This window comes from Alcaligenes sp. PF14 (assembly GCF_037150615.1).
GTDB classification, from domain to species: domain Bacteria; phylum Pseudomonadota; class Gammaproteobacteria; order Burkholderiales; family Burkholderiaceae_B; genus Alcaligenes; species Alcaligenes phenolicus.
Window position 1 is genome coordinate 304,191 of sequence record NZ_JBAGRS010000001.1, and the last position, 19,585, is coordinate 323,775.

The following is a 19,585-nucleotide window of genomic DNA, read 5'->3' on the forward strand; positions in this document are numbered from 1 at the left end:
GTGCCGTGGTTTTCATTTGTTTTTTGGCGTGTTTTGCTGTGGGTGGCAGGTGCTGCGGTATCATACGACTCGCGGTGCCGGGCAGATCAAGATGCGCCTGTGCGCCTGTTCAAATTGGTCTTTTCTGAGCTGACTTCTACCCTGTGCGTCTAACCCAGATCAAACTAGCTGGTTTCAAATCCTTTGTGGACCCGACCTCCATTCCAACTCCCAGTCAGTTGGTTGGCGTTGTCGGGCCCAACGGCTGTGGAAAATCCAACATCATCGATGCGGTGCGCTGGGTGCTGGGCGAGAGCAAAGCCTCCGAGCTGCGTGGCGAGTCCATGCAGGACGTGATTTTCAATGGCTCCTCGCAACGCAAACCGGCGGGCCGCGCATCGGTTGAGCTGGTTTTCGATAATTCTGAAGGGCGGGCCTCGGGTCAGTGGAGCACCTATGCCGAGATCTCGGTACGGCGTGTCCTGAGCCGGGACGGGACCAGCAGCTACTTTCTGAACAATCAGGCCGTTCGTCGGCGTGACATTCACGACATCTTTCTGGGGACGGGTCTGGGGGCGCGGGGTTACGCCATCATCGGGCAGGGCATGATCAACCGCCTGATTGAAGCCAAGCCGGAAGAACTGCGTGTGTTTCTGGAAGAAGCCGCAGGCGTGTCGCGCTACAAGGAGCGTCGCCGCGAAACAGAAAGCCGCTTGCGCGATACCCGTGAAAACCTGCTGCGAGTGGAAGACATTCAAAGAGAACTGGATGCGCAGTTGGAGAAATTGCAGGCGCAGGCCGAAGTGGCACGCCAGTATCGTGACTTGCAGCAAGACGGTGAGCTCAAGCAAAACCTGCTGTGGCTGCTGAAAGAGTCCAATGCACAGAGCGATCAAAAAGCCCGTTTCCTGGCGATTGAACAGGCTCAGACCAAGCTGGAAGAATCCATTGCCGGTTTGCGGCATGCCGAATCCACGTTGGAGTCGCAGCGACAAGCTCATTTACAGGCTGGCGATGCCTTGCATCTGGCGCAAAGCCAGTTGTATGAGGCGGGCTCTCAAGTGTCCAGCCTGGAAGCAGAAATTCGCCACGTGCTGGATTCGCGCAGCCGCATGGCGCAACGCCGTGAGCAACTGGAACAACAGCAGCATGACTGGATTGAACAACAAGAACATTGCCAGCAAGAACTGGAAAACAGTGAGCAGCAGCGCGAAGAAGCCGCGGTAAAGCTGGAAGAATTACAGATTCTGCTGGAGGAGGCGCAAGGCGCCTTGCCCGATCTGGAGCTGCGTGTACGCGAACAGGCCCAGCGTCGGGACGAAATGCGCATGGCTTTGGCGCGTCTGGAACAGAGCTTGGCCCTGGCTGCGCAATCACAGCGTGATGCCGACCGCCAGATTCAAGGCGTGGAGCAGCGTCAGGAGCGCTTGAAGCAGGAGTTGCGCGAACTCAATGCCCCGGACCCGGACAATCTGGAGCGCCTGCAAGGCGATCTGAACATGCTGCAAAATCAGCTGCAGCAAGCTCAGGAACATATGCAGCATCTGGAGGCCCAGCTTCCTCGACTGGAAGAGGAGCGCAAGAAGGCGCAGGAGCAAGCCTTGCAAGGCGGGCAGGATATGGCCCGTCTGGAAGCACGTCATCTGGCCTTGAGTCGTTTGCAGGAGGATGTGGCGCGCAAGGGAACTCTGGAACCCTGGCTGGCCAAGCATGGACTGGAGAACATGAAGCGTCTATGGCAAAGCCTGGACGTGGAAAAAGGCTGGGAAACCGCGCTGGAGGCTGTGCTGCGCGAGCGCATGACGGCCTTGGAGCTGCGCCGCCTGGATATGGCCGCAGCTTTCGCCAGTGATGCACCACCGGCCCGTTTAAGTTTTTATCAGTTGCCCGAGGCGGGAGCGCCGGCCAAGCCTGCCCTGGATTTACCCTTGTTGACTTCGGTGTTGCGACAGCAAGAGGGTGGCTTGCGCAGCTTGCTGGATAATTGGTTGCACCAGGTTTATGTCTGTCAGGATTTGAAGCAGGCCCTGAGCTTGCGCGATCAACTGACAGAGCAAATGGCAATCGTGGTGCGTGACGGCCATTTGGTGGATAAGCACAGCATTCGCTTTTATGCACCCGACTCCGAACAAGCCGGGATGCTGGCACGTCAGCAGGAAATTGCTCATCTGGAGCGCGAGCTGCGCGGCGCTCAACTGATTGTCGATGAACTGGGCCATACCAGCACCCAGGCCGAAATGGCCTTGCAGCAAGTGCGTAACGGCCTGGTTCCGGCCCGAGCCCGCGTGGGCGAGCTGACAGCTCGAATGCACGATGTGCAGCTGGAGCACTCCAAGTTGGCCCAACAGGCGCAGCAGTCGCAAGAGCGTGGTAGCCGCATCAACGAAGAGTTGGAAGAACTGGCAGTACAGCGCGAAGAGCTGCAGGCGAACCGCGAGGAATTCGAGGCCCGCTTTGAAACGCTGGATGAAGAGCTGGCCGAACATCAGGGCGTGTTTGCCGAAGCGCAGATGGAAGGCGAGAAGGGCGCCGAACAGGCAGAACAGGCCCGCCGTACCGTACACGAGCGTGAGCGCGCCGTGCATGATGCCCAATTTGCCGAGCGTGCTTTGGTGCAGCGCATGGCCGAACTGCAGCGCAATCTGGCCCTGGCGCAGGAGCAGGCACAACGCACGGCCGGTCAGCTGGAAGGTTTGCAAGGCGAACTGCTGGATCTGGATGCGTCCGCCGCACAAGCCGGTTTACAAGATGCCCTGGAGTTGCGTGCCGAACGTGAAGAAGCCGTTCGTCTGGCAAAAATTCAACTCGATACGCTGGCTGCCCAATTGCGTGAGCATGAACAGGCCCGTGCCGAGAACGAAAAGAATCTGGCCCCCTTGCGCGAGCAAGTCACTGAATTGCAGTTGCAGGAACAAGCGTCGCGTCTGGCGGTCGAACAGTTTGCTGAACAGCTGGACAGCAGAAAGGTAAACCGTTCCGAACTGTGGAGCTTGTTACAGGAAAAGACACCGGAATGGCAGCGTGTGGGCTGGTTGCAGTCTGAAGTGCAGCGCATCTCGCGCCAGATTGAAGGCCTGGGTCCGGTGAACCTGGCGGCCCTTGAGGAGCTGACTACGGCCCAGGAACGCAAGACCTATCTGGATGCTCAGCATAAAGATTTGAGTGATGCCATCGAGACTCTGGAAGATGCGATTCGCAAGATTGACCGCGAGACCCGCCAGTTGCTCATGGAAACATTCAACATCGTTAATCAGCACTTTGGCGAGCTTTTCCCAAGGCTATTTGGTGGTGGAGAGGCTAAACTGACGATGGTGGGCGATGAAGTGCTGGAAGCTGGGGTGCAGGTCATGGCTCAGCCACCAGGCAAGCGCAATAGCACGATTCATTTGCTCTCTGGTGGTGAAAAGGCATTGACAGCGACAGCGCTGGTTTTTGCCTTCTTCAAGCTCAATCCCGCACCCTTTTGTTTGCTGGACGAGGTGGATGCGCCACTGGATGATGCGAATACCGAACGCTATGCCAATCTGGTGGCCAGCATGAGTGACCAAACCCAGTTTTTATTTATTTCTCACAATAAAATTGCCATGCAGATGGCCAAACAACTGATTGGGGTCACCATGCAAGAGCAAGGTGTATCCCGAATTGTGGCAGTGGACGTAGACGCTGCCATGCAAATGAGCAGTGTGTAAGCCTGTTTTTTTTAATCCGCTAGTGTTGATTCGACGGAACTGACAATGAGTGATTTGCAAATCGCACTGATTTTATTGGGCATTTTGCTCATCTTGCTCGTGGTGGTCTTTAACTGGTGGCAAGACCGCCGAGTGCGCCAGCAGATGCAAAGCCAATTCCCGGATGGGGATACCGATCCCTTGATGAGCCAGCTCACCGAGCTGGAACGCCGCGAGCCCAGCATGACGCGTGGCGGCGATTCTGCGTCTGCTGACGGTGAGCACGATGCGGCCGAGGCCGACTGCACGACCGAGGCTGTTATCGATATCAGTTTCAGCCAGCCCGTGGATGCTCAGGATCTGGCTCAGGCCTTGCAATCGGTATTGCGTACCGGTGCCAAGCCTGTGCGTTATTTTGCGGAATGCGAAGGGGGCGGTCATCGTGCTCGCCTGCGTTCGGGCGAGTCCTACGCCAGCATGCAGATTGCCGTTTTGCTGGCCAACCGTAGTGGCCCCTTGTCGGCGATCGAGTGGTCGCAGGTCTGGATGGCTGCGCAAGCGCTGGCACAGCAGTTTGATGGTTCGGTAGAAGGTCCGGAACAGGATGATGTGCTGCGTCGTGCGGCTGCCCTGGATAATACCTGCGCTGATCTGGATGCCCTGGTGGGCGTGTCGGTGCGCTTGCCTGGCCCCATGCCTGCCTCGTCCGTGATTCAAATGGTCAAGGATGCCGGTTTTCTGCCCTTTGGCCAGCAACTGGCCTGGTTGGCAGATTCGGGGCAACCCCGTTTCACCGCCATGTTCGATGGTGTCCAGCCTAAAGATATTCAGTCGGCCAGCATTGAGCGTATCGACTTGCTGCTGGATTTGCCCAACAGCCCGGCGGACGATCATGCCTTCAGCCGCATGGCAACGGTGGCCCGTGATCTGGCCAGCCGTCTGGACGGCGTGGTGCTGGATGATCAAGGTCGCCCCTTGCCCGAGAGCACCGATCAAAACATTGATGAACAACTAAGTAATCTGTACGAACGCCTGGAGCAGGCTGGCTTTACAGCAGGCCAGGAACGTACAGGCAGGATTTTTTCGTGAGCTTGAAGCGAGTACAGCAGTTACATGAAGAATTGGCCCAGCATAACTGGGCCTATTACGTTCAGGATGCGCCCAGTATTTCGGACGCGCAATACGACGCATTGATGAACGAGCTGCTGGCGCTGGAAGCCGAGCACCCGGAATGGATTACTCCGGACTCGCCCACACAGCGTGTGGGTGCAGCGCCACTGGACGGTTTTGATACGGTTCAGCACGCTGTCCCCATGCTGTCCTTGGGTAATGCCTTTGATGCTGAAGAAGTTCAGGCCTTTGACAAGCGTGTCGCCGATACCCTGGTCGAGGCAGGTGTGGTGGGACTGGACCGTCGGGTAGATTATCTGGCCGAATACAAGTTTGACGGCCTGGCGATCAGCTTGCGCTATGAGCAAGGTCTGTTGGTACAGGCATCGACTCGCGGTGATGGCACCACGGGCGAGGACGTCACCAGCAATATTCGCACCATCAAGTCCATTCCTCTGCGCTTGCGTGGCGATGCGGCACAATTGCCCGCCGTGCTGGAGGTGCGAGGCGAGGTTCTGATGAACCGGGCGGACTTTGAGCGCCTGAACGAGAACCAGACCAAGCGTGGCGAGAAAGTATTTGTGAATCCGCGCAATGCGGCCGCAGGCAGCTTGCGTCAGCTGGACCCGAAAATAACTGCCAAACGGCCTTTGCGCTTTTTTGCCTATGGTTGGGGTGAGGTCAGCCCCATGCCTGCCGCGAATCAGCCACAAAGTGCCTTGTTTGCTGAACCCGCTGGCGAGGCACTGCCCCGTGATACCCAATCGGGCATGATGGACTGGCTGGAAAGCCTGGGTATGCCCTTGAGCCGCGACCGTAAAGTCGTGAAGGGCGTGCAGGGCTTGCTGGATTTCTATGGTGAAACCCAGCAACGTCGTCCCGGTTTGCCCTTTGAAATTGACGGTGTGGTCTACAAGGTCAACTCTTTGGCTGCGCAGCGTGTTCTGGGCTATGTGGCCCGTGCGCCGCGCTTTGCCGTTGCTCATAAATTCCCCGCGCAAGAAGAAATGACGCGTGTGGAGAGTATCGAGTTTCAAGTAGGCCGTACCGGGGTTGTCACACCTGTCGCACGTTTGAAGCCGGTGTTTGTGGGCGGTGTCACAGTCACTAATGCCACGCTGCATAACGAAGACGAAGTGCGTCGCAAAGATGTGCGAGCGGGCGATACCGTCGTGGTACGCCGTGCTGGTGATGTTATCCCTGAAGTGGTTGCTGTGGTGTTGGAGCAGCGTCCCGAGAGCAGCGTGCCTTTCGAGATGGTCAAGGAGTGTCCGGCTTGTCAGTCGGCACTGGAGCGTCTGGAAGGGGAGTCTGCCTGGCGTTGTACTGGTGGTCTGATTTGTCCTGCCCAGCGCAAGCAAACCCTGATTCACGCCGCCAGCCGTAAAGCGCTGGATATTGAAGGCTTGGGTGAAAAGCTGGTGGATCAGTTGGTGGAAACCGGGCTGGTGCGTACCTTGGCCGATATCTTCAAGCTGCAAGTTGAAAAACTGGTGCTACTGGAGCGTATGGGACGCAAATCGGCCGAGAATCTGATCGAGGCGATTGATAAGGTGCGCGAGCCGGCTTTGAATCGCTTGATTTACGCCTTGGGCATTCGCCATGTGGGTGAGACCACGGCGCGCGATCTGGCACAGCATTTTGGCTCCTTGCAGGCATTGGAGCAGGCTGATGAAGAAGCGCTGCTGCAAGTCAATGAGGTGGGCCCGGTTGTAGCGGCTTCCGTGCGGCACTTTTTCCAGGAGCCGCATAATCGTGAGGCCCTAGATGCGCTGCTGGCGGCTGGGGTGACTCCTCAACAGGCGCAAGCCCGCGCCAATAGCGCTAATCTGCCGTTGGCGGGCAAAACGGTGGTCATTACGGGTACGCTGCCTAGCATGAGCCGCGACGAGGCTACACGCCGTGTATTGGAAGCAGGTGGCAAGGCCAGTGGCTCGGTCTCCAAAAAGACGGCCTATGTGCTGGCAGGTGCAGAGGCGGGTTCCAAGCTCACCAAGGCGCAGGAGTTGGGCGTGACTATTTTGGACGAAGCCCAGTTCCTGGCTTTACTGGCGGGTGAATAGCGCAGGGGGAAGAAGTGAAGTTCTGCCACCTTGCAGGCTTAGCTTTTTTGCCAAGAGTCTATGAGTCAGCAGGATATTTGCTCTGGTAGCTATTTTTCGACTTTTAGGCAGTGCGCTAAGCACGCACTGCCTTTTGTTTTAATGCGCGTTGAATAGTCCTGGTGGTGGTTCAGCAGTGATCTGGGCTTTTAATTACCGCATGAACGACCTGCACTACAAACAAATATGGCGCCCTTGAGGCGCCATATTTGTCTTTCCTGCCAGCCGCCTTATCGGGATGATAAAGCGGCCTGCAGAGCCATTACTTGATATTGGCTTCTTTCAGGATTTTCTGCTGGTACTCGGCCAGCTTGCGCTGACGCAGCATTTCTTCCAGCTGAGGCTTCACTTCGGCCATGGCGGGGAAGGTCACAGGGCGAGCATCGTCCACCTGGATGATGTGCCAGCCAAACTGCGACTGCACAGGCGCAGCGCTCAGCTCGCCTTTTTTCATCTTCTCTACAGCCTGAGCGAACTCGGGCACGTAGGTGGAGCTAGGAGCCCAGCCCAGATCGCCGCCTTGCTGACCGCTGCCGGTGTCGATGGAGTCTTTCTTGGCGGCATCAGCAAAGCTGATTTTCTTGGACTTGATCTTGGCCAGCAAATCTTTGGCGGCAGCCTCGTCCTTAACCAGAATGTGGCGCACCTTGTATTCCTGCTGACCTTCTTCCATCGCCTTGATGGTGTTGTATTCCTTGGTCAGGTCGGCGTCGGTGACGGGGTTCTTTTTCAGGTAGTCAGCCATCAGGGCACGGACCAGAATGCTCTGGCGGGCCAGTTCCAGCTCTTGCTGAACCTGGTTGGTCTTGTCGATACCGGCTTTTTCAGCGGCTTGCACCACAGCCAGACGGTTGACCATTTCCTGTTTGACTTGCTCACGCAGCTCGGGCGAGTCCTTGGCGCCTTGCTCGACCAGAACGGCGACGAACTGATCCAAGTCTTTTTGCGTGAGGTTTTTGCCGTTTACGGTGGCAATCGTCTGTGCATAGACGGGAGCAGCCATAGCGCAGGTCAGGGCAAATGCGGCAATACGTTTCATGAGCATCCTTAAGCGGTGGTTTTGGCTTGAATAGCCAATGCGTGAATCGGGAAAGGCATTAGATCGTGGACGCGATCATACACAAGTCTGTGTCGTGCGAGTGTTGAAATTCCATCAAATTGTTTCGAGGCGATGATCACCCGAAAGTGGCTTGCACCACCTTGTGCACCGGCGTGGCCAGCGTGCAGATGGGACTCATTGATGATGTCCAGTTCCGACGGCTCCAGTGCCTGGAGCCGTTCGTGAATCAGGGAAGCAAGTGCGTCTGTCATGGCGAAATCAAGATTTTGGGGGAGTGGAGTTGTCGGAAGAGTCTTGCAGGTAGCGGCCCAGCCACAAGGATTGGGCAACGACAAACACCAGCATCAAACCCAGCAGGCCGAAAGCCTTGAAGTTGACCCATTGGGATTCGGTAAAGTGGCCCGAGAAGGCAACGTACAGATTGACCAGGCCCATGGCGACAAAAAAGCTCGCCCAGACCAGGTTTAATTTGTCCCAGACATGGCCGGGCAAGACCAGATGGGTGCCCATGAATTTTTGCATCAGATTGCGATGCATCAGGTAACGTCCGCCCAGCAGCACCAGAGCAAAGATCCAGTACAGCACCGTGGGTTTCCAGCGGATGAAGACATCATTGTGGAAAAACAGGGTGGCACCGCCAAAGACCACAATGACGGCCAGATTGATCCAGTGCGAGGTCTCGATCGCCTTGCTGGTGAGCTTCAGCCACAGTATCTGGAGGACCGAGGCGGCCATGGCCACGCCGGTGGCGACATAAATGTCGGAGAAGCGAAACGCCAGAAAGAACAGTACGAGCGGGAATAGATCAAATAAGAGCTTCTTCATGCTTCGGGTTCAAAAGTCATGGATAGAGAGTTAATGCAATATCGTAGCCCAGTGGGTGGGGGACCGTCTTCAAAGACGTGCCCCAAATGAGCATCGCAGATATTGCAAAGCACTTCGGTACGGCGCATGCCGTGACTGGTATCCAGCTCCTCGCGCACATTGTCCGGGTTCAGGGGCGTGAAGTAGCTGGGCCAGCCGCAACCGGCATCAAACTTCGTGTCCGAGGCAAACAGGGGCGTGCCGCAACCGACGCAGCGGTAGATGCCGGGCGTGGTGGTGTCCCAGTAGCGGCCGGTAAAGGGGCGCTCCGTCCCTTTCTGACGGGTGACATAGAATTCTTCGGGGCTGAGCTGGGCGCGCCACTCAGCGTCTGTTTTACGTACTTTTTCCACGTGTGCTGCCTTATGAAAAACAGTTCAATGCCTACAGGAGGTGCAGTCCTACATAGTAATCGACAATTAGAGTGCGTTTGGAACAGAGGGTTCCAAAGTGCAGATCTTCCTGACCTCCAGTGGGCTCTCCAGTGAAGAAAATCGCGGTACAGGGCACTTAATTAGTGAGCTATCACTTTAGTTAGTGCACTATTTAAACTTTTAATATTTAAGGTAAACACCAATATCTGAAATTCTCGTGACTTGATACGTTTCTGGTATGTGCTGGTGATTATCTGTATTACGATTTTTTGACCGTTGAGTCGGTCCACAACAATGAACAAAATTTGGGAGAAAAGGATGAACTGCATTACTACTGGTCGCCTGACGACATTGGCTGCAGCCCTGGCCTTGAGCCTGCCCGTGGCCGTGTCCGCGCAGATCAAGGTGGGTGTGACGGTGGCAGCGACAGGACCGGCGGCCTCGCTGGGCATTCCTGAGCGCAACACAGTCAGCCTGCTGCCTACTGAAGTGGCCGGCCAGAAAATCGAGTACATCGTTCTGGACGATGCAACCGATACCACCGTAGCCGTACGCAATATGCGCAAACTGATCACCGATGACAAAGTGGACGTGGTGATCGGTACTTCCGTGACCCCCGGTTCCCTGGCCATGGTGGACGTTGCCGGCGAAACCAAGACTCCCATGATCAGTGTGGCCGCTAACGCCAAGATTGTTGATCCTGTGGAAGGCGCCCGTACCTGGGTGTTCAAGACTCCTCAGAATGACCAGTTGATGGCCGGTGCTCTGGCTGATGCCATGGTCAAGCAGAACGTCAAAACCCTGGGCTTTATCGGTTACAACGACGCCTACGGTGACGGCTGGCTGAACGTGATTACCGAAGCCGCTCAAGCCAAAGGCATCAAAGTGCTGGGCGCCGAGCGCTATGGCCGTAACGACACCAGCGTGACCGGTCAGGTTCTGAAGTTGCTGGGCACCAAGCCTGATGCCGTTCTGATCGCCGGGTCCGGTACCCCTGTTGCCTTGCCCCAGCGCGAACTGAAAGGTCGCGGCTACGCTGGCATCATTTACCAGACACACGGTGCCGCCAACAGCGACGTGCTGCGTGTGTGTGGCAAAGACTGTAACGACATGATCTTGCCAGCCGGTCCATTGCTGGTTGCCGAACAACTGCCTGACAGCAGCTCGGTGAAAAAGACCGCCATGGACTACAAGGAAAAATACGAAGCCAAATACGGCGCTGGCTCCATCAATACCTTTGGTGGCCATATGTGGGATGCCGGTCTGCTCGTGACCGAAGCCATTCCGGAAGCCCTGAAGTCCGGCGCCAAGCCAGGTACCCCCGAGTTCCGCGCAGCCCTGCGTGATGCTCTGGAGCAAACCAAGGAACTGGCTGCTTCCCAAGGTGTGTTCAATATGTCTGCAACGGACCACGCCGGTCTGGACAAGCGTGCCCACGTGATTGTGAAAGTGGTCGACGGTAAATGGACGTATCAGCCTGATCTGTAATATCTGACAGGCAAAAACCGGCTCAAGAGCCGGTTTTTTCCAAGGCGGGTGCTGGCTGAGCCTGGCACCCGTTCCCGCTACAGGCCTGCGTTTGCCGTAAGCCCTTTGCCCTTTTTGTTGTACAGGATGTTGTCCGACATGGATACCACCATCGCTTTAATTTTGTTGCAGGATGGCATATTGAATGGCGCCATCTATGCTTTGCTCGGGCTCGCCCTGGTTCTGGTTTTCCTGGTTACCCGCGTTATCTTTATCCCGCAAGGTGAGTTCGTCACCTTTGGCGCCTTGACCCTGGCCTTTGTGGTCAATGGCCGCATGCCGGGAACCGTTATTTTGCTATTGATCGCCGGTGCGCTGGTGTTCTTGCTGGAGTTGCTCTCTGCCTTGCGCAGCCGCAGCCTGGCCGGCATGCCCCGCAAGTTTCTGGTCAATATCGTGATCCCTGTCGCGGTTTACTTTGCCGCTCCCGCCATTGTCAGCTCGGAGCTGCCATTGTGGGTGGCCGTGCTGTTCTCGCTGGCGGTAGTGATTCCTCTGGGCCCTATGGTCTACCGCCTGGTATACCAGCCTATCGCCGAAGCCAGTGTGCTGGTGCTGCTGATTACCTCGGTCGCCGTGCACTTCGCGCTGACGGGTCTGGGCCTGGTGTTCTTCGGTCCGGAAGGCTGGCGCACGCCTCCCTTCATGGAAGGTGAGGTGTCCCTGGGGGCAGTGAGCTGGTCTGCTCAAACCTTCTTTGTGATGGGCGCCTGCGTGGTCCTGATTCTGGCCTTGTGGGGCTTTTTTGGTAAGACTCTTTACGGTCGCGCCCTGCGTGCCACGGCGGTGAACCGTCGTGGTGCCCGTCTGGTGGGTATCAGTACCAATATGTCCGGATCCCTGACCTTCACTCTGGCTGCGGCCATCGGTGCCTTGTCAGGCATGCTGATTGCGCCTGTAACGACCATCTACTACGACACGGGCTTTTTGATTGGTCTTAAAGGCTTTGTGGCTGCAATCTTTGGCGGCCTGATCAGCTACCCCGTCACCCTGCTGGGCGCTTTGTTCCTGGGTGTACTGGAAGCGTTTTCCTCTTTCTGGGCCAGTGCCTACAAAGAAGTTATTGTATTTACCATGGTGATACCGGTGTTGTTGTGGCGCTCCTTCGGTAGCAAGCACGTGGATGATGAGGAGTAAATCACATGAGACACTGGCTGACGCTACTATTTATTGCGGTTCTATTGGTTTTGCCGCAGCTGGGCGCAACGCCCGAGTTCTGGATTACCCAGCTTAACTATATTGGTTTGACCAGCTTGGTCGTGCTGGGTCTGGTGTTGTTGACTGGCGTGGGTGGTCTGACTTCTTTTGGTCAGGCTGCATTTGTGGGCCTGGGTGCATACACTACGGCGTACCTGACGGCTCGCCTGGGCTGGTCGCCCTGGTTCAATCTGCTGATTGGCATGGCCATTACCATGATGGTGGCCTACATTCTGGGCGCGATCACACTGCGTTTGTCCGGACACTTCCTGCCTCTGTGTACCTTGGCCTGGGGCCTGGCCTTGTACTACCTGTTCGGCAATCTGGAGTTTCTGGGTCAGTACGATGGTATTTCCGGTATTGCTCCTTTGGAGTTCTTCGGTATTTCCCTGTCCTCCGGTCGGGATATTTACTACCTGATCTGGGCCTTTGCCTTGCTGGCCATGTGGGGTACGCGTAACTTGCTGAACTCCCGTCCCGGACGTGCTATTCGCGCTCTGAAGCATGGCAGCGGCATGGCCGAGTCCTTTGGTGTGAACATGGCCAATTACAAGGTCATCGTGTTCGTTTACGCCGCTTTGCTGGCTTGTGTGTCCGGTTGGCTCTACGCGCACTACCAGCGCGCTGTCTCGCCCAGCCCCTTCGGTTTGAACTACGGTATTGAATATCTGTTCATGGCCGTGTTGGGCGGAGCTGGCAGTGTCTGGGGTGCCGTTCTGGGTTCAGCCCTGGTGCTGAGCCTGAAAGACCAGTTGCAGAACTGGTTGCCCAAACTGCTCAATACCGACATCAACTTCGAGCTGATCGTTTTCGGCATCTTGATGGTTCTGATCTTGCAGTACGCGCGCGACGGTTTGTGGCCCATTCTGCAAAAGGCTTGGGAACAGGTTTTCGGTGCACAGAAGCGTCATCAGGCTGCTCCTCCACAAGCCGAGGCTTTGCCGCAGCGTGAGCGTCCGCAGGCCGGTTCGCTGGTTCTGGAAGTGAACAAGATCCGCAAGGAGTTCGGTGGCCTGGTCGCTGTGAATGACATCAGCTTCACCTTGAATGCAGGTCAGATCATGGGCCTGATCGGTCCTAACGGTGCGGGCAAGAGCACGACCTTTAATCTGATTACCGGCGTGCTGTCGGCCACCAGTGGTCAGGTCAGCTTTCTGGGGCAGCGGATTGATGGCAAACCTGCACGCGAGATTTCTCGTCTGGGCGTGGGCCGTACCTTCCAGCACGTGCAGTTGCTGCCAACGATGACTGTGTTGGAGAACGTGGCACTGGGCGCTCACTTGCGTCGGAATGTCGGTGTAGTGTCCGCTGTCCTGCATACCGAGCGTCGCAGCGAAGCCGAGCTGTTGCACGAAGCGGCTGTTCAGCTGCAGCGTGTGGGTCTGGGTGACTATCTGTACGAAGAGGCGGGCAATCTGGCCCTGGGCCAACAGCGTATTCTGGAAATTGCCCGTGCTCTGGCTTCTGATCCGCTGCTTTTGCTGCTGGACGAACCGGCTGCCGGCTTGCGCTACAAGGAAAAGCAGGAACTGGCCAAAGTGCTGGATCAGCTGCGTAGCGAAGGCATGAGCATTCTGCTGGTGGAGCATGACATGGACTTTGTCATGAATTTGACGGACAAGCTGGTGGTCATGGACTTTGGCACCAAGCTGGCCGAAGGTTTGCCCAAGGAAATTCAGGAAAATCCAGCCGTGCTGGAAGCCTACCTGGGTGGTATTGATGACGACCTGGATCTGGATCAGGTCAATGAGCCCGCCTCGGCAGGAGCAGCGCTATGAGTTCGGCACAATCGAAAGACATTATTTTGAAGGTAGACAATCTGGCGGCTCAGTACGGCAAAGTCAGTGCCGTGATGGGGGCCAGCCTGGACGTGCGTGCCGGCAGCATTGTGACCGTGATTGGTGCCAACGGCGCCGGTAAGTCCACTTTGCTCAATGCCATGATGGGTTCTTTGCCCAGTGTGGGCCGCAGCACAGGCTCGGTGCAGTACGAAGGGCAGGAGATCAGCCATTGGGAAGTGGAGCGTCGCGTTGCGGCCGGTATTTCCCTGGTGCCAGAGCGCCGCGAGCTGTTTGGCAGCATGACAGTAGAAGACAATCTGCTGCTGGGCGGTTTTCGCCTGTATCGTGCCCGCCATCCCGGTTGGCGCGACACCATGGACAAGGTCTACACCTTGTTTCCCCGCTTGAAAGAGCGTCGTACACAGCTGGCAGGGACTTTGTCAGGCGGGGAGCGGCAGATGCTGGCCGTAGGCCGTGCCTTGATGGCGCAACCCAAAGTGCTGATGCTGGATGAACCCAGTCTGGGCCTGGCGCCGCGTGTGGTGCGGGAGATCTTCATGATCATTGCCCGACTGCGCAGTACCGGCGTGGCCATCTTGCTGGTCGAGCAAAATGCGCGTGCCGCTTTGCAAGTGGCTGACTACGGTTATGTTCTGGAGACGGGCGATGTGGTGCTGCAAGGGCCCGCGTCTGACCTGGCTCATAATCCCCGAGTGATAGAAAGCTATCTGGGCTTGGGGCAGGGCAAACGCGAGCAGGAAGAGGCGACGGCTTAGAAGCGGTAGCCGACCCCGATGGTGGCAACCACGGGGTCCAGCTTGGCTTTGCCAATGGACTGGCCGTTCAGCTTCACATCTGGGCGGATGCTGATGTAACGTACGTCAGCATTCAGGAACCAGTTCTTGTCCAGCTTGTAATCCACACCGACCTGGGCAGCAAAACCCCAGCTGTTTTTCAGCTTCAGGTCGGAACCCGCCAGAGCACCGCGCGACTCGGTGTCAAAGAACATGGTGTAGTTCACGCCCACGCCCACGTAGGGCTGGAAGTCGCTGTCAGGCAGGAAGTGGTATTGCAGACTCAGGGTTGGGGGCAAGTGCTTGGTCTTGCCGATACGACCCAGATTGCTGTCGATATTGTGCTGGAAGGGGAAAGCGCCCAGCAGCTCAATACCAATATTGCGGGTGGCCATGTAGGTCAGCGAGAAGCTGGGGCGAGCATTATTGCCTACGTCCAGCTTGACGGTGCCGTCAGCCACAGAGCCGTTATTGGATTTTGGGGATACCCAGGTCACGCCACCTTTGAGCAAGAAATCACCCGCTTCGTGTGTTTGGCCTTGAGGCGCGTACAAAACAGCGGCCAGTCCAACAGCAAGCAAGGACAGGTGCAGACCTGGAATCAAGTGGCGGGATTTCATAGGAGCTCCGTAGGTGTGTGTAAAGCCTACAGAGTGCATGAGGGCTGGGTCCGCGGATTTGATCCAAAGCAAGCTTCAGAGGTAGTTGGCCGCCTGACCTTGTTGTAGATCAAGTAAGCAGAATTCATGCGAGGCCAATTTGGCCGCTATGTCTGTTTTTAGCATCACCTGGTAACAGCCCGGAAATAGAAAGCCTTGGAACCCGTCCGGTTATTTTTGGGCGTTTTTCCACTTTTTGGGATGCCTGTTTATTGGGATCCTGTACCTGCCTTCCAGGCAAGGACAAGTAGGGGGAAGACGCAGGTTTGGAGCTTGGCGAATCAAGTGCTCATACATTCAGGAGTGCGTGCAGGGCTTCGTATTTATGGCTTAATTCGTTGCGGCTGAATCGCTCGATAATTTGCCCTTGTTCCAGCACATGAAACTGATCGCTGAACTCTGCCGAGAACTGCGGGCATTGTTCGGCCAGCACAATGGTGTAGCCCTCATTGCGCAGCGTGCAGATCAACTTGCTCAGTGTCTGGGCCTGCACCGGGGCCAAGCCCTCGGATACCTTGTCCAGAAGCAGCAGATTCACACCCGTGCGCAGCAAGCGCGCAATCGCCAGTATCTTTTGTTCCCCAGTAGACAGGTGGGTAGCCATATGGTGGCGACGCTGCTCCAGACTGGGCAATAGTTCATAGATTTGTACCAGCGACATTCCACCACCCAGGGCTGTTCCTATGGCAGGCGGCAGCAGGAGGTTTTCCTCGCAGCTCAAACCGGTAAAAATGCTTTGTTCGTAGGGGCTGTAGCCCACGCCCAGATCTGCCAGCTGATGCTGGTTCAGGTGAATGGCTTCGGTGCCCTGGATACGGATGGAGCCGCGGCGGCTATCCGTTAAACCCACGATGGCGCGTAGCATGGCGCTGCGGCCGGCCCGGTTGCGGCTCAAGACAGTGCAGATTTCGCCGGAAGCGACCTGCAAATTCAAACCGCGCAAGAGCGGGAACTCTCGGTGCCAGGCGTACAGATTCTCAATATCCAGGGCAGCCCGTGTCATGAGAACGCTCCTTGTCGTGAGTCGTCAATATGGGCCTGTACGTTGGCTGGTCGGCGCAGGAACCCGTTACGCGTCCTTTGCCTCTTACCGCGGTGATTCCATCGCCAGCAAACTATAGGCAGAGTCCTTCATGCGTTTCAGTATGGAAGCGCCGACGAAGCAAAACTATGCGGGTTTGTCATAGGATGGTCCGGTTTAATGCACTGTTTGGTAAACAAATGTTGTTAAACCGGGTATGTGTTACTTAAGTGTTAACGGTTTTCGGTTTGAAGTCGCACAAATCCGAGATGCCGCACTGGGGGCACTTGGGCTTGCGGGCTACACAAATGTAGCGGCCATGCAAAATCAGCCAGTGGTGAGCGTCCAGCAAAAAAGGCTTGGGTATGACTTTCTCCAGCTTCTTTTCCACTTCGACCACGTTCTTGCCGGGCGCAATGCCAGTGCGGTTCGCTACACGGAAAATATGTGTGTCTACCGCAATGGTGGGCAGGCCAAACGCGGTGTTCAATACCACGTTGGCAGTTTTACGACCTACACCGGGAAGCGCTTCCAGAGCGGCGCGATCACAGGGAACCTTGCCTTGATGCAAGTCCAGCAGCATCTGACAGGTCTTGATGACATTGGCGGCCTTGGTCTTGTACAGACCGATGGTCTTGATGGCCTCGCGCAAGCCTTCTTCACCCATGGCCAGGATGCCCTCGGGTGTGCCATGTTCCGGAAAGAATCGGGCTGTGGCCAGATTCACGGAGCGATCGGTGGCCTGAGCCGACAAAATCACGGCAATCAGCAGCTGAAAGGTGTCTGCGTATTCCAGTTCGGTGGTGGGTTTGGGGTTGGCAGCTTGAAAACGACTGAAAATCTCGTAGCGCTTGGCAGCGTTCATGGTGTGGTTCCGCTTGCAGTCTTGCTGGCACGGCGGGCACGGGCGCGAGCCAGGGCAGAGGCAATGGACGCCTCGCGTTTATCAGCCTGATCGGCATCATTGGCCAGAACGGGTTTATTGGCCAGGGTACGGGCCGCCAGGTCCGAGCTTTCCTTGTGGCGATTCAGCAGGCGCTCCCGGCGCTGTTCGGTATCCAGACGTGCTTGAGCGGCCTGTTCGGCGCTCCAGTCGTCGGTGGGCACCATGCTGATGCAGTCCACAGGGCAGGGCGGCACACAGAGCTCACAGCCTGTGCAGCGGTCGGCCAGCACGGTATGCATCAGCTTGTTGGCGCCAATAATGGCGTCCACCGGACAGGCCTGGATGCACAAGGTGCAACCAATACAGTGTTCTTCGATAATCACCGCCCGACTGGGGCCGGTGAATTCGCCACAGGACGGATCCAGGGGCAGGGCCTCACGACCCAGCAGCTCGGCCAGGGCATGTACGCCCTCTTGCCCGCCCGGTGGGCAGCGGTTGATGGCCTCACCCTCAAGCGCGATGGCTTGGGCATAGGGCAGACAGGCGTCGTAACCACAGCGGGTGCACTGGGTTTGAGGGAGCAGGGCGTCAATGCGCCGTATTAAGGTGTCGGACATGAATGCAAAAACGGGGCCAACTGGCCCCGTCAGAAACGGCCTGAGCCAAATATCAGCTGTGCTGACGGATGAAGTCCCTGATTTTAGGACAGATCAGCGTGCGCCAGCGACTTCCGGAGAAAATCCCGTAATGCCCACAGTTGGGTGCGGTGAATTGTTGCTTGAGTTCAGGGGCAATTTTTGCGCACAGCGCTTGAGCCGAATGGGTCTGGCCCTGGCCGGAAATATCGTCCAGTTCGCCCTCTATGGTGAACAAGGCTACGCCATCAATATCTTGTGGACGAACCTGTTCGCCATGCACGTGCCATTGGCCCTTGGGCAGGCGGTGCTCCTGGAACACAATGCGGATCGTGTCCAGATAGAACTCGGCGGGCATATCCAGCACGGCATTGTATTCGTCGTAGAAACGGCGGTGTGCTTGTGCGTCGTCATCATCACCCTTGATCAGGTGCTGATAAAAGTCGTAGTGCGAGCTGACGTGACGATCCGGATTCATGGCCACAAAGCCAGCATGCTGCAAAAAGCCGGGGTACACGCGACGGTGAGCACCGGGGTACTTGGTGGGCACGCGATGAATCAGATTGTTTTCAAACCAGGAGTAGGACTTGGTCGTGGCCAGACGGTTCACTTCCGTAGGCGACTGACGCGTGTCGATGGGACCACCCATCATGATCATGCTGCGCGGCATCACGGCCGAGCGGCGGGTCGCCATTAGCGAGACGGCAGCCAGTACTGGCACTGTGGGTTGGCAAACCGACATGACGTGCACCTTCGAGCCCAGCGCCTGGATGAACTCCTGCACATACAGAACGTAATCGTCCAGATGGAAGGGGCCGGCCGAACGGGGCACCATGCGAGCATCAATCCAGTCGGTGACATAGACAGAGTGATCGGGCAACAGCGCACGTACGGTTTCACGCAGCAAGGTGGCGTGGTGGCCGGACAAAGGGGCTACCAGCAAAATTGTGGGGTCCTGAGCGGCTTTGGGGTGATCACGCTCGAAGTGGATCAACTTGCAAAAGGGCTTGCTCAGGTGTTCGACCTCGCGCACGGCAACGGTCTGGCCGTCGATCCGGGTTTCGTTCAGCCCCCAGGCTGGCTTTTCGTAATCCTTGCCGATACGGTGTACCAGTTCAGAGGCCGCCGCCAGTTGGCGCGACAGGGGCGTGTAGGCCAGTGGACTGTATGGGTTGGAGAACCATTGGGAGCTGGTGCCGGTAAAGGCAGCCAGCGGGGCCAGAAAGGACCGCTGAAGTTCGTGCAGATCGTAAAGCATAGTGTGCGCCTTGGTGTTGCCTAATTTGATACAGAGGAATGTATATGCTTATTCCTGTGGGAAACAATACGACGTTTACCGTTCCTCTGTACTTGGGATTTTCCCTTGCTGCAGTGCGGCAAGTTTTTTTATCAAAAGGCGAGATTGGGCGCAAGAGTGGCTGGATAGGAACGCAGCCACCGGGTCGGACTTCTATAGAGCGAGCGAAGGGTTTAGCGCTCCAGATACTGTAGTTTGTTCTCCACACCGTTCCAGTCGTCCGCATCTTCCAGCGGTTTCTTGGAGCGGTTGATGCTGGCAAAAATAGGCGTCAGTTCTGCGTTCAGTTCGATGAAGGGAACTTGATCCTGCGGCACATCTTCTTCAGCAAAAATGGCATTGGCCGGGCATTCGGGAATACAGACGGCGCAGTCAATGCATTCGTCCGGGTCAATCACCAGAAAGTTCGGGCCTTCACGAAAACAGTCGACGGGGCACACATCCACACAATCGGTGAATTTGCACTTGATACAGTTTTCGGTGACGACGTGGGTCATTTCAGTAACACTCCTGCGGTATCGCTAAGGCGGTCAGTCACGGCAAAGGGCCGTGGATGGGGTGCGCGACAACGCACAGGGCCTGAACGATAAAAATGGGATTTAAATCGAATCTTTCGATTTTAACGAATATT

Annotated in this window: 17 protein-coding genes; 7 read left to right on the top strand and 10 right to left on the bottom strand. The window is 56.6% G+C overall.

Features of this window, described 5'->3' with window-relative positions:
* The first annotated feature begins 143 nt into the window (after positions 1–143).
* The 3 genes from smc to ligA are packed head-to-tail and all read left to right on the top strand — an operon-like array spanning position 144 to position 6,820.
* On the top strand, positions 144–3,668 hold the full coding sequence (gene smc / locus WFM49_RS01370; protein ID WP_336971300.1) for a chromosome segregation protein SMC: 3,525 nt from the start codon (positions 144–146) through the stop codon (positions 3,666–3,668).
* Between the two features lie 45 nt (positions 3,669–3,713).
* Positions 3,714–4,736 (top strand): cell division protein ZipA C-terminal FtsZ-binding domain-containing protein, encoded by a 1,023-nt coding sequence (locus WFM49_RS01375; RefSeq protein ID WP_336971302.1) that lies wholly within the window; start codon positions 3,714–3,716, stop codon positions 4,734–4,736.
* Positions 4,733–6,820 carry an NAD-dependent DNA ligase LigA gene (ligA, locus tag WFM49_RS01380; RefSeq protein WP_021446881.1) on the top strand — a complete coding sequence of 696 codons (2,088 nt, stop codon included), beginning with the start codon at positions 4,733–4,735 and terminating at the stop codon, positions 6,818–6,820. Before WFM49_RS01375 ends, ligA begins: the two co-directional genes overlap by 4 nt.
* A 301-nt stretch (positions 6,821–7,121) precedes the next feature.
* Here the strand turns inward: ligA and WFM49_RS01385 are convergent, their stop codons facing one another.
* From WFM49_RS01385 to msrB, 4 genes are read right to left on the bottom strand one after another with little or no spacing between them, the layout of a single operon-like run.
* Positions 7,122–7,898, bottom strand: coding sequence for a peptidylprolyl isomerase (locus WFM49_RS01385; protein ID WP_009456643.1), 777 nt, complete (start codon positions 7,896–7,898; stop codon positions 7,122–7,124).
* An 8-nt stretch (positions 7,899–7,906) separates the two neighbouring features.
* The gene (locus WFM49_RS01390) at positions 7,907–8,170 is read right to left on the bottom strand and encodes a BolA family protein (RefSeq protein WP_009456641.1); all 264 of its coding nucleotides are present in this window, start codon (positions 8,168–8,170) and stop codon (positions 7,907–7,909) included.
* 7 nt (positions 8,171–8,177) lie between these two features.
* Complete coding sequence (locus tag WFM49_RS01395; RefSeq protein WP_009456639.1) at positions 8,178–8,744, bottom strand: septation protein A; 567 nt, start codon at positions 8,742–8,744, stop codon at positions 8,178–8,180.
* Complete coding sequence (msrB, locus tag WFM49_RS01400; protein ID WP_239054505.1) at positions 8,741–9,136, bottom strand: peptide-methionine (R)-S-oxide reductase MsrB; 396 nt, start codon at positions 9,134–9,136, stop codon at positions 8,741–8,743. Before msrB ends, WFM49_RS01395 begins: the two co-directional genes overlap by 4 nt.
* Positions 9,137–9,475: 339 nt before the next feature.
* On the opposite strand from msrB, the gene WFM49_RS01405 reads away from it, so the two are divergent.
* From WFM49_RS01405 to WFM49_RS01420, 4 genes are all read left to right on the top strand, one after another.
* On the top strand, positions 9,476–10,645 hold the full coding sequence (locus WFM49_RS01405; RefSeq protein ID WP_009456635.1) for an ABC transporter substrate-binding protein: 1,170 nt from the start codon (positions 9,476–9,478) through the stop codon (positions 10,643–10,645).
* A 138-nt stretch (positions 10,646–10,783) separates the two neighbouring features.
* On the top strand, positions 10,784–11,821 hold the full coding sequence (locus WFM49_RS01410; protein ID WP_035272757.1) for a branched-chain amino acid ABC transporter permease: 1,038 nt from the start codon (positions 10,784–10,786) through the stop codon (positions 11,819–11,821).
* A 5-nt stretch (positions 11,822–11,826) separates the two neighbouring features.
* Entirely contained in the window at positions 11,827–13,659 is a 1,833-nt protein-coding gene (locus WFM49_RS01415) for a branched-chain amino acid ABC transporter ATP-binding protein/permease (RefSeq protein WP_021446877.1), read from the top strand.
* Positions 13,656–14,438 carry an ABC transporter ATP-binding protein gene (locus WFM49_RS01420; protein WP_250755921.1) on the top strand — a complete coding sequence of 261 codons (783 nt, stop codon included), beginning with the start codon at positions 13,656–13,658 and terminating at the stop codon, positions 14,436–14,438. Before WFM49_RS01415 ends, WFM49_RS01420 begins: the two co-directional genes overlap by 4 nt.
* Here WFM49_RS01420 and WFM49_RS01425 read toward each other — a convergent pair.
* The 6 genes from WFM49_RS01425 to fdxA all read right to left on the bottom strand — a co-directional run bounded on the left by WFM49_RS01425 (position 14,435) and on the right by fdxA (position 19,451).
* Positions 14,435–15,076, bottom strand: coding sequence for an OmpW/AlkL family protein (locus WFM49_RS01425; RefSeq protein ID WP_009456629.1), 642 nt, complete (start codon positions 15,074–15,076; stop codon positions 14,435–14,437). The two genes, WFM49_RS01420 and WFM49_RS01425, sit on opposite strands and share 4 nt — an antisense overlap.
* Positions 15,077–15,404: 328 nt before the next feature.
* Complete coding sequence (locus WFM49_RS01430) at positions 15,405–16,118, bottom strand: ATP-binding cassette domain-containing protein (RefSeq protein WP_035272484.1); 714 nt, start codon at positions 16,116–16,118, stop codon at positions 15,405–15,407.
* A 244-nt stretch (positions 16,119–16,362) separates the two neighbouring features.
* A complete protein-coding gene (gene nth / locus WFM49_RS01435; protein WP_026483118.1) occupies positions 16,363–17,001 on the bottom strand; it encodes an endonuclease III in 639 nt (212 codons plus the stop codon).
* On the bottom strand, positions 16,998–17,639 hold the full coding sequence (locus tag WFM49_RS01440; protein ID WP_321216674.1) for an RnfABCDGE type electron transport complex subunit B: 642 nt from the start codon (positions 17,637–17,639) through the stop codon (positions 16,998–17,000). Before WFM49_RS01440 ends, nth begins: the two co-directional genes overlap by 4 nt.
* Positions 17,640–17,691: 52 nt before the next feature.
* Complete coding sequence (locus WFM49_RS01445; protein WP_336971312.1) at positions 17,692–18,915, bottom strand: polyhydroxyalkanoate depolymerase; 1,224 nt, start codon at positions 18,913–18,915, stop codon at positions 17,692–17,694.
* 212 nt (positions 18,916–19,127) lie between these two features.
* Positions 19,128–19,451, bottom strand: coding sequence for a ferredoxin FdxA (fdxA, locus tag WFM49_RS01450; RefSeq protein ID WP_009456619.1), 324 nt, complete (start codon positions 19,449–19,451; stop codon positions 19,128–19,130).
* Between the last annotated feature and the right edge of the window lie 134 nt (positions 19,452–19,585).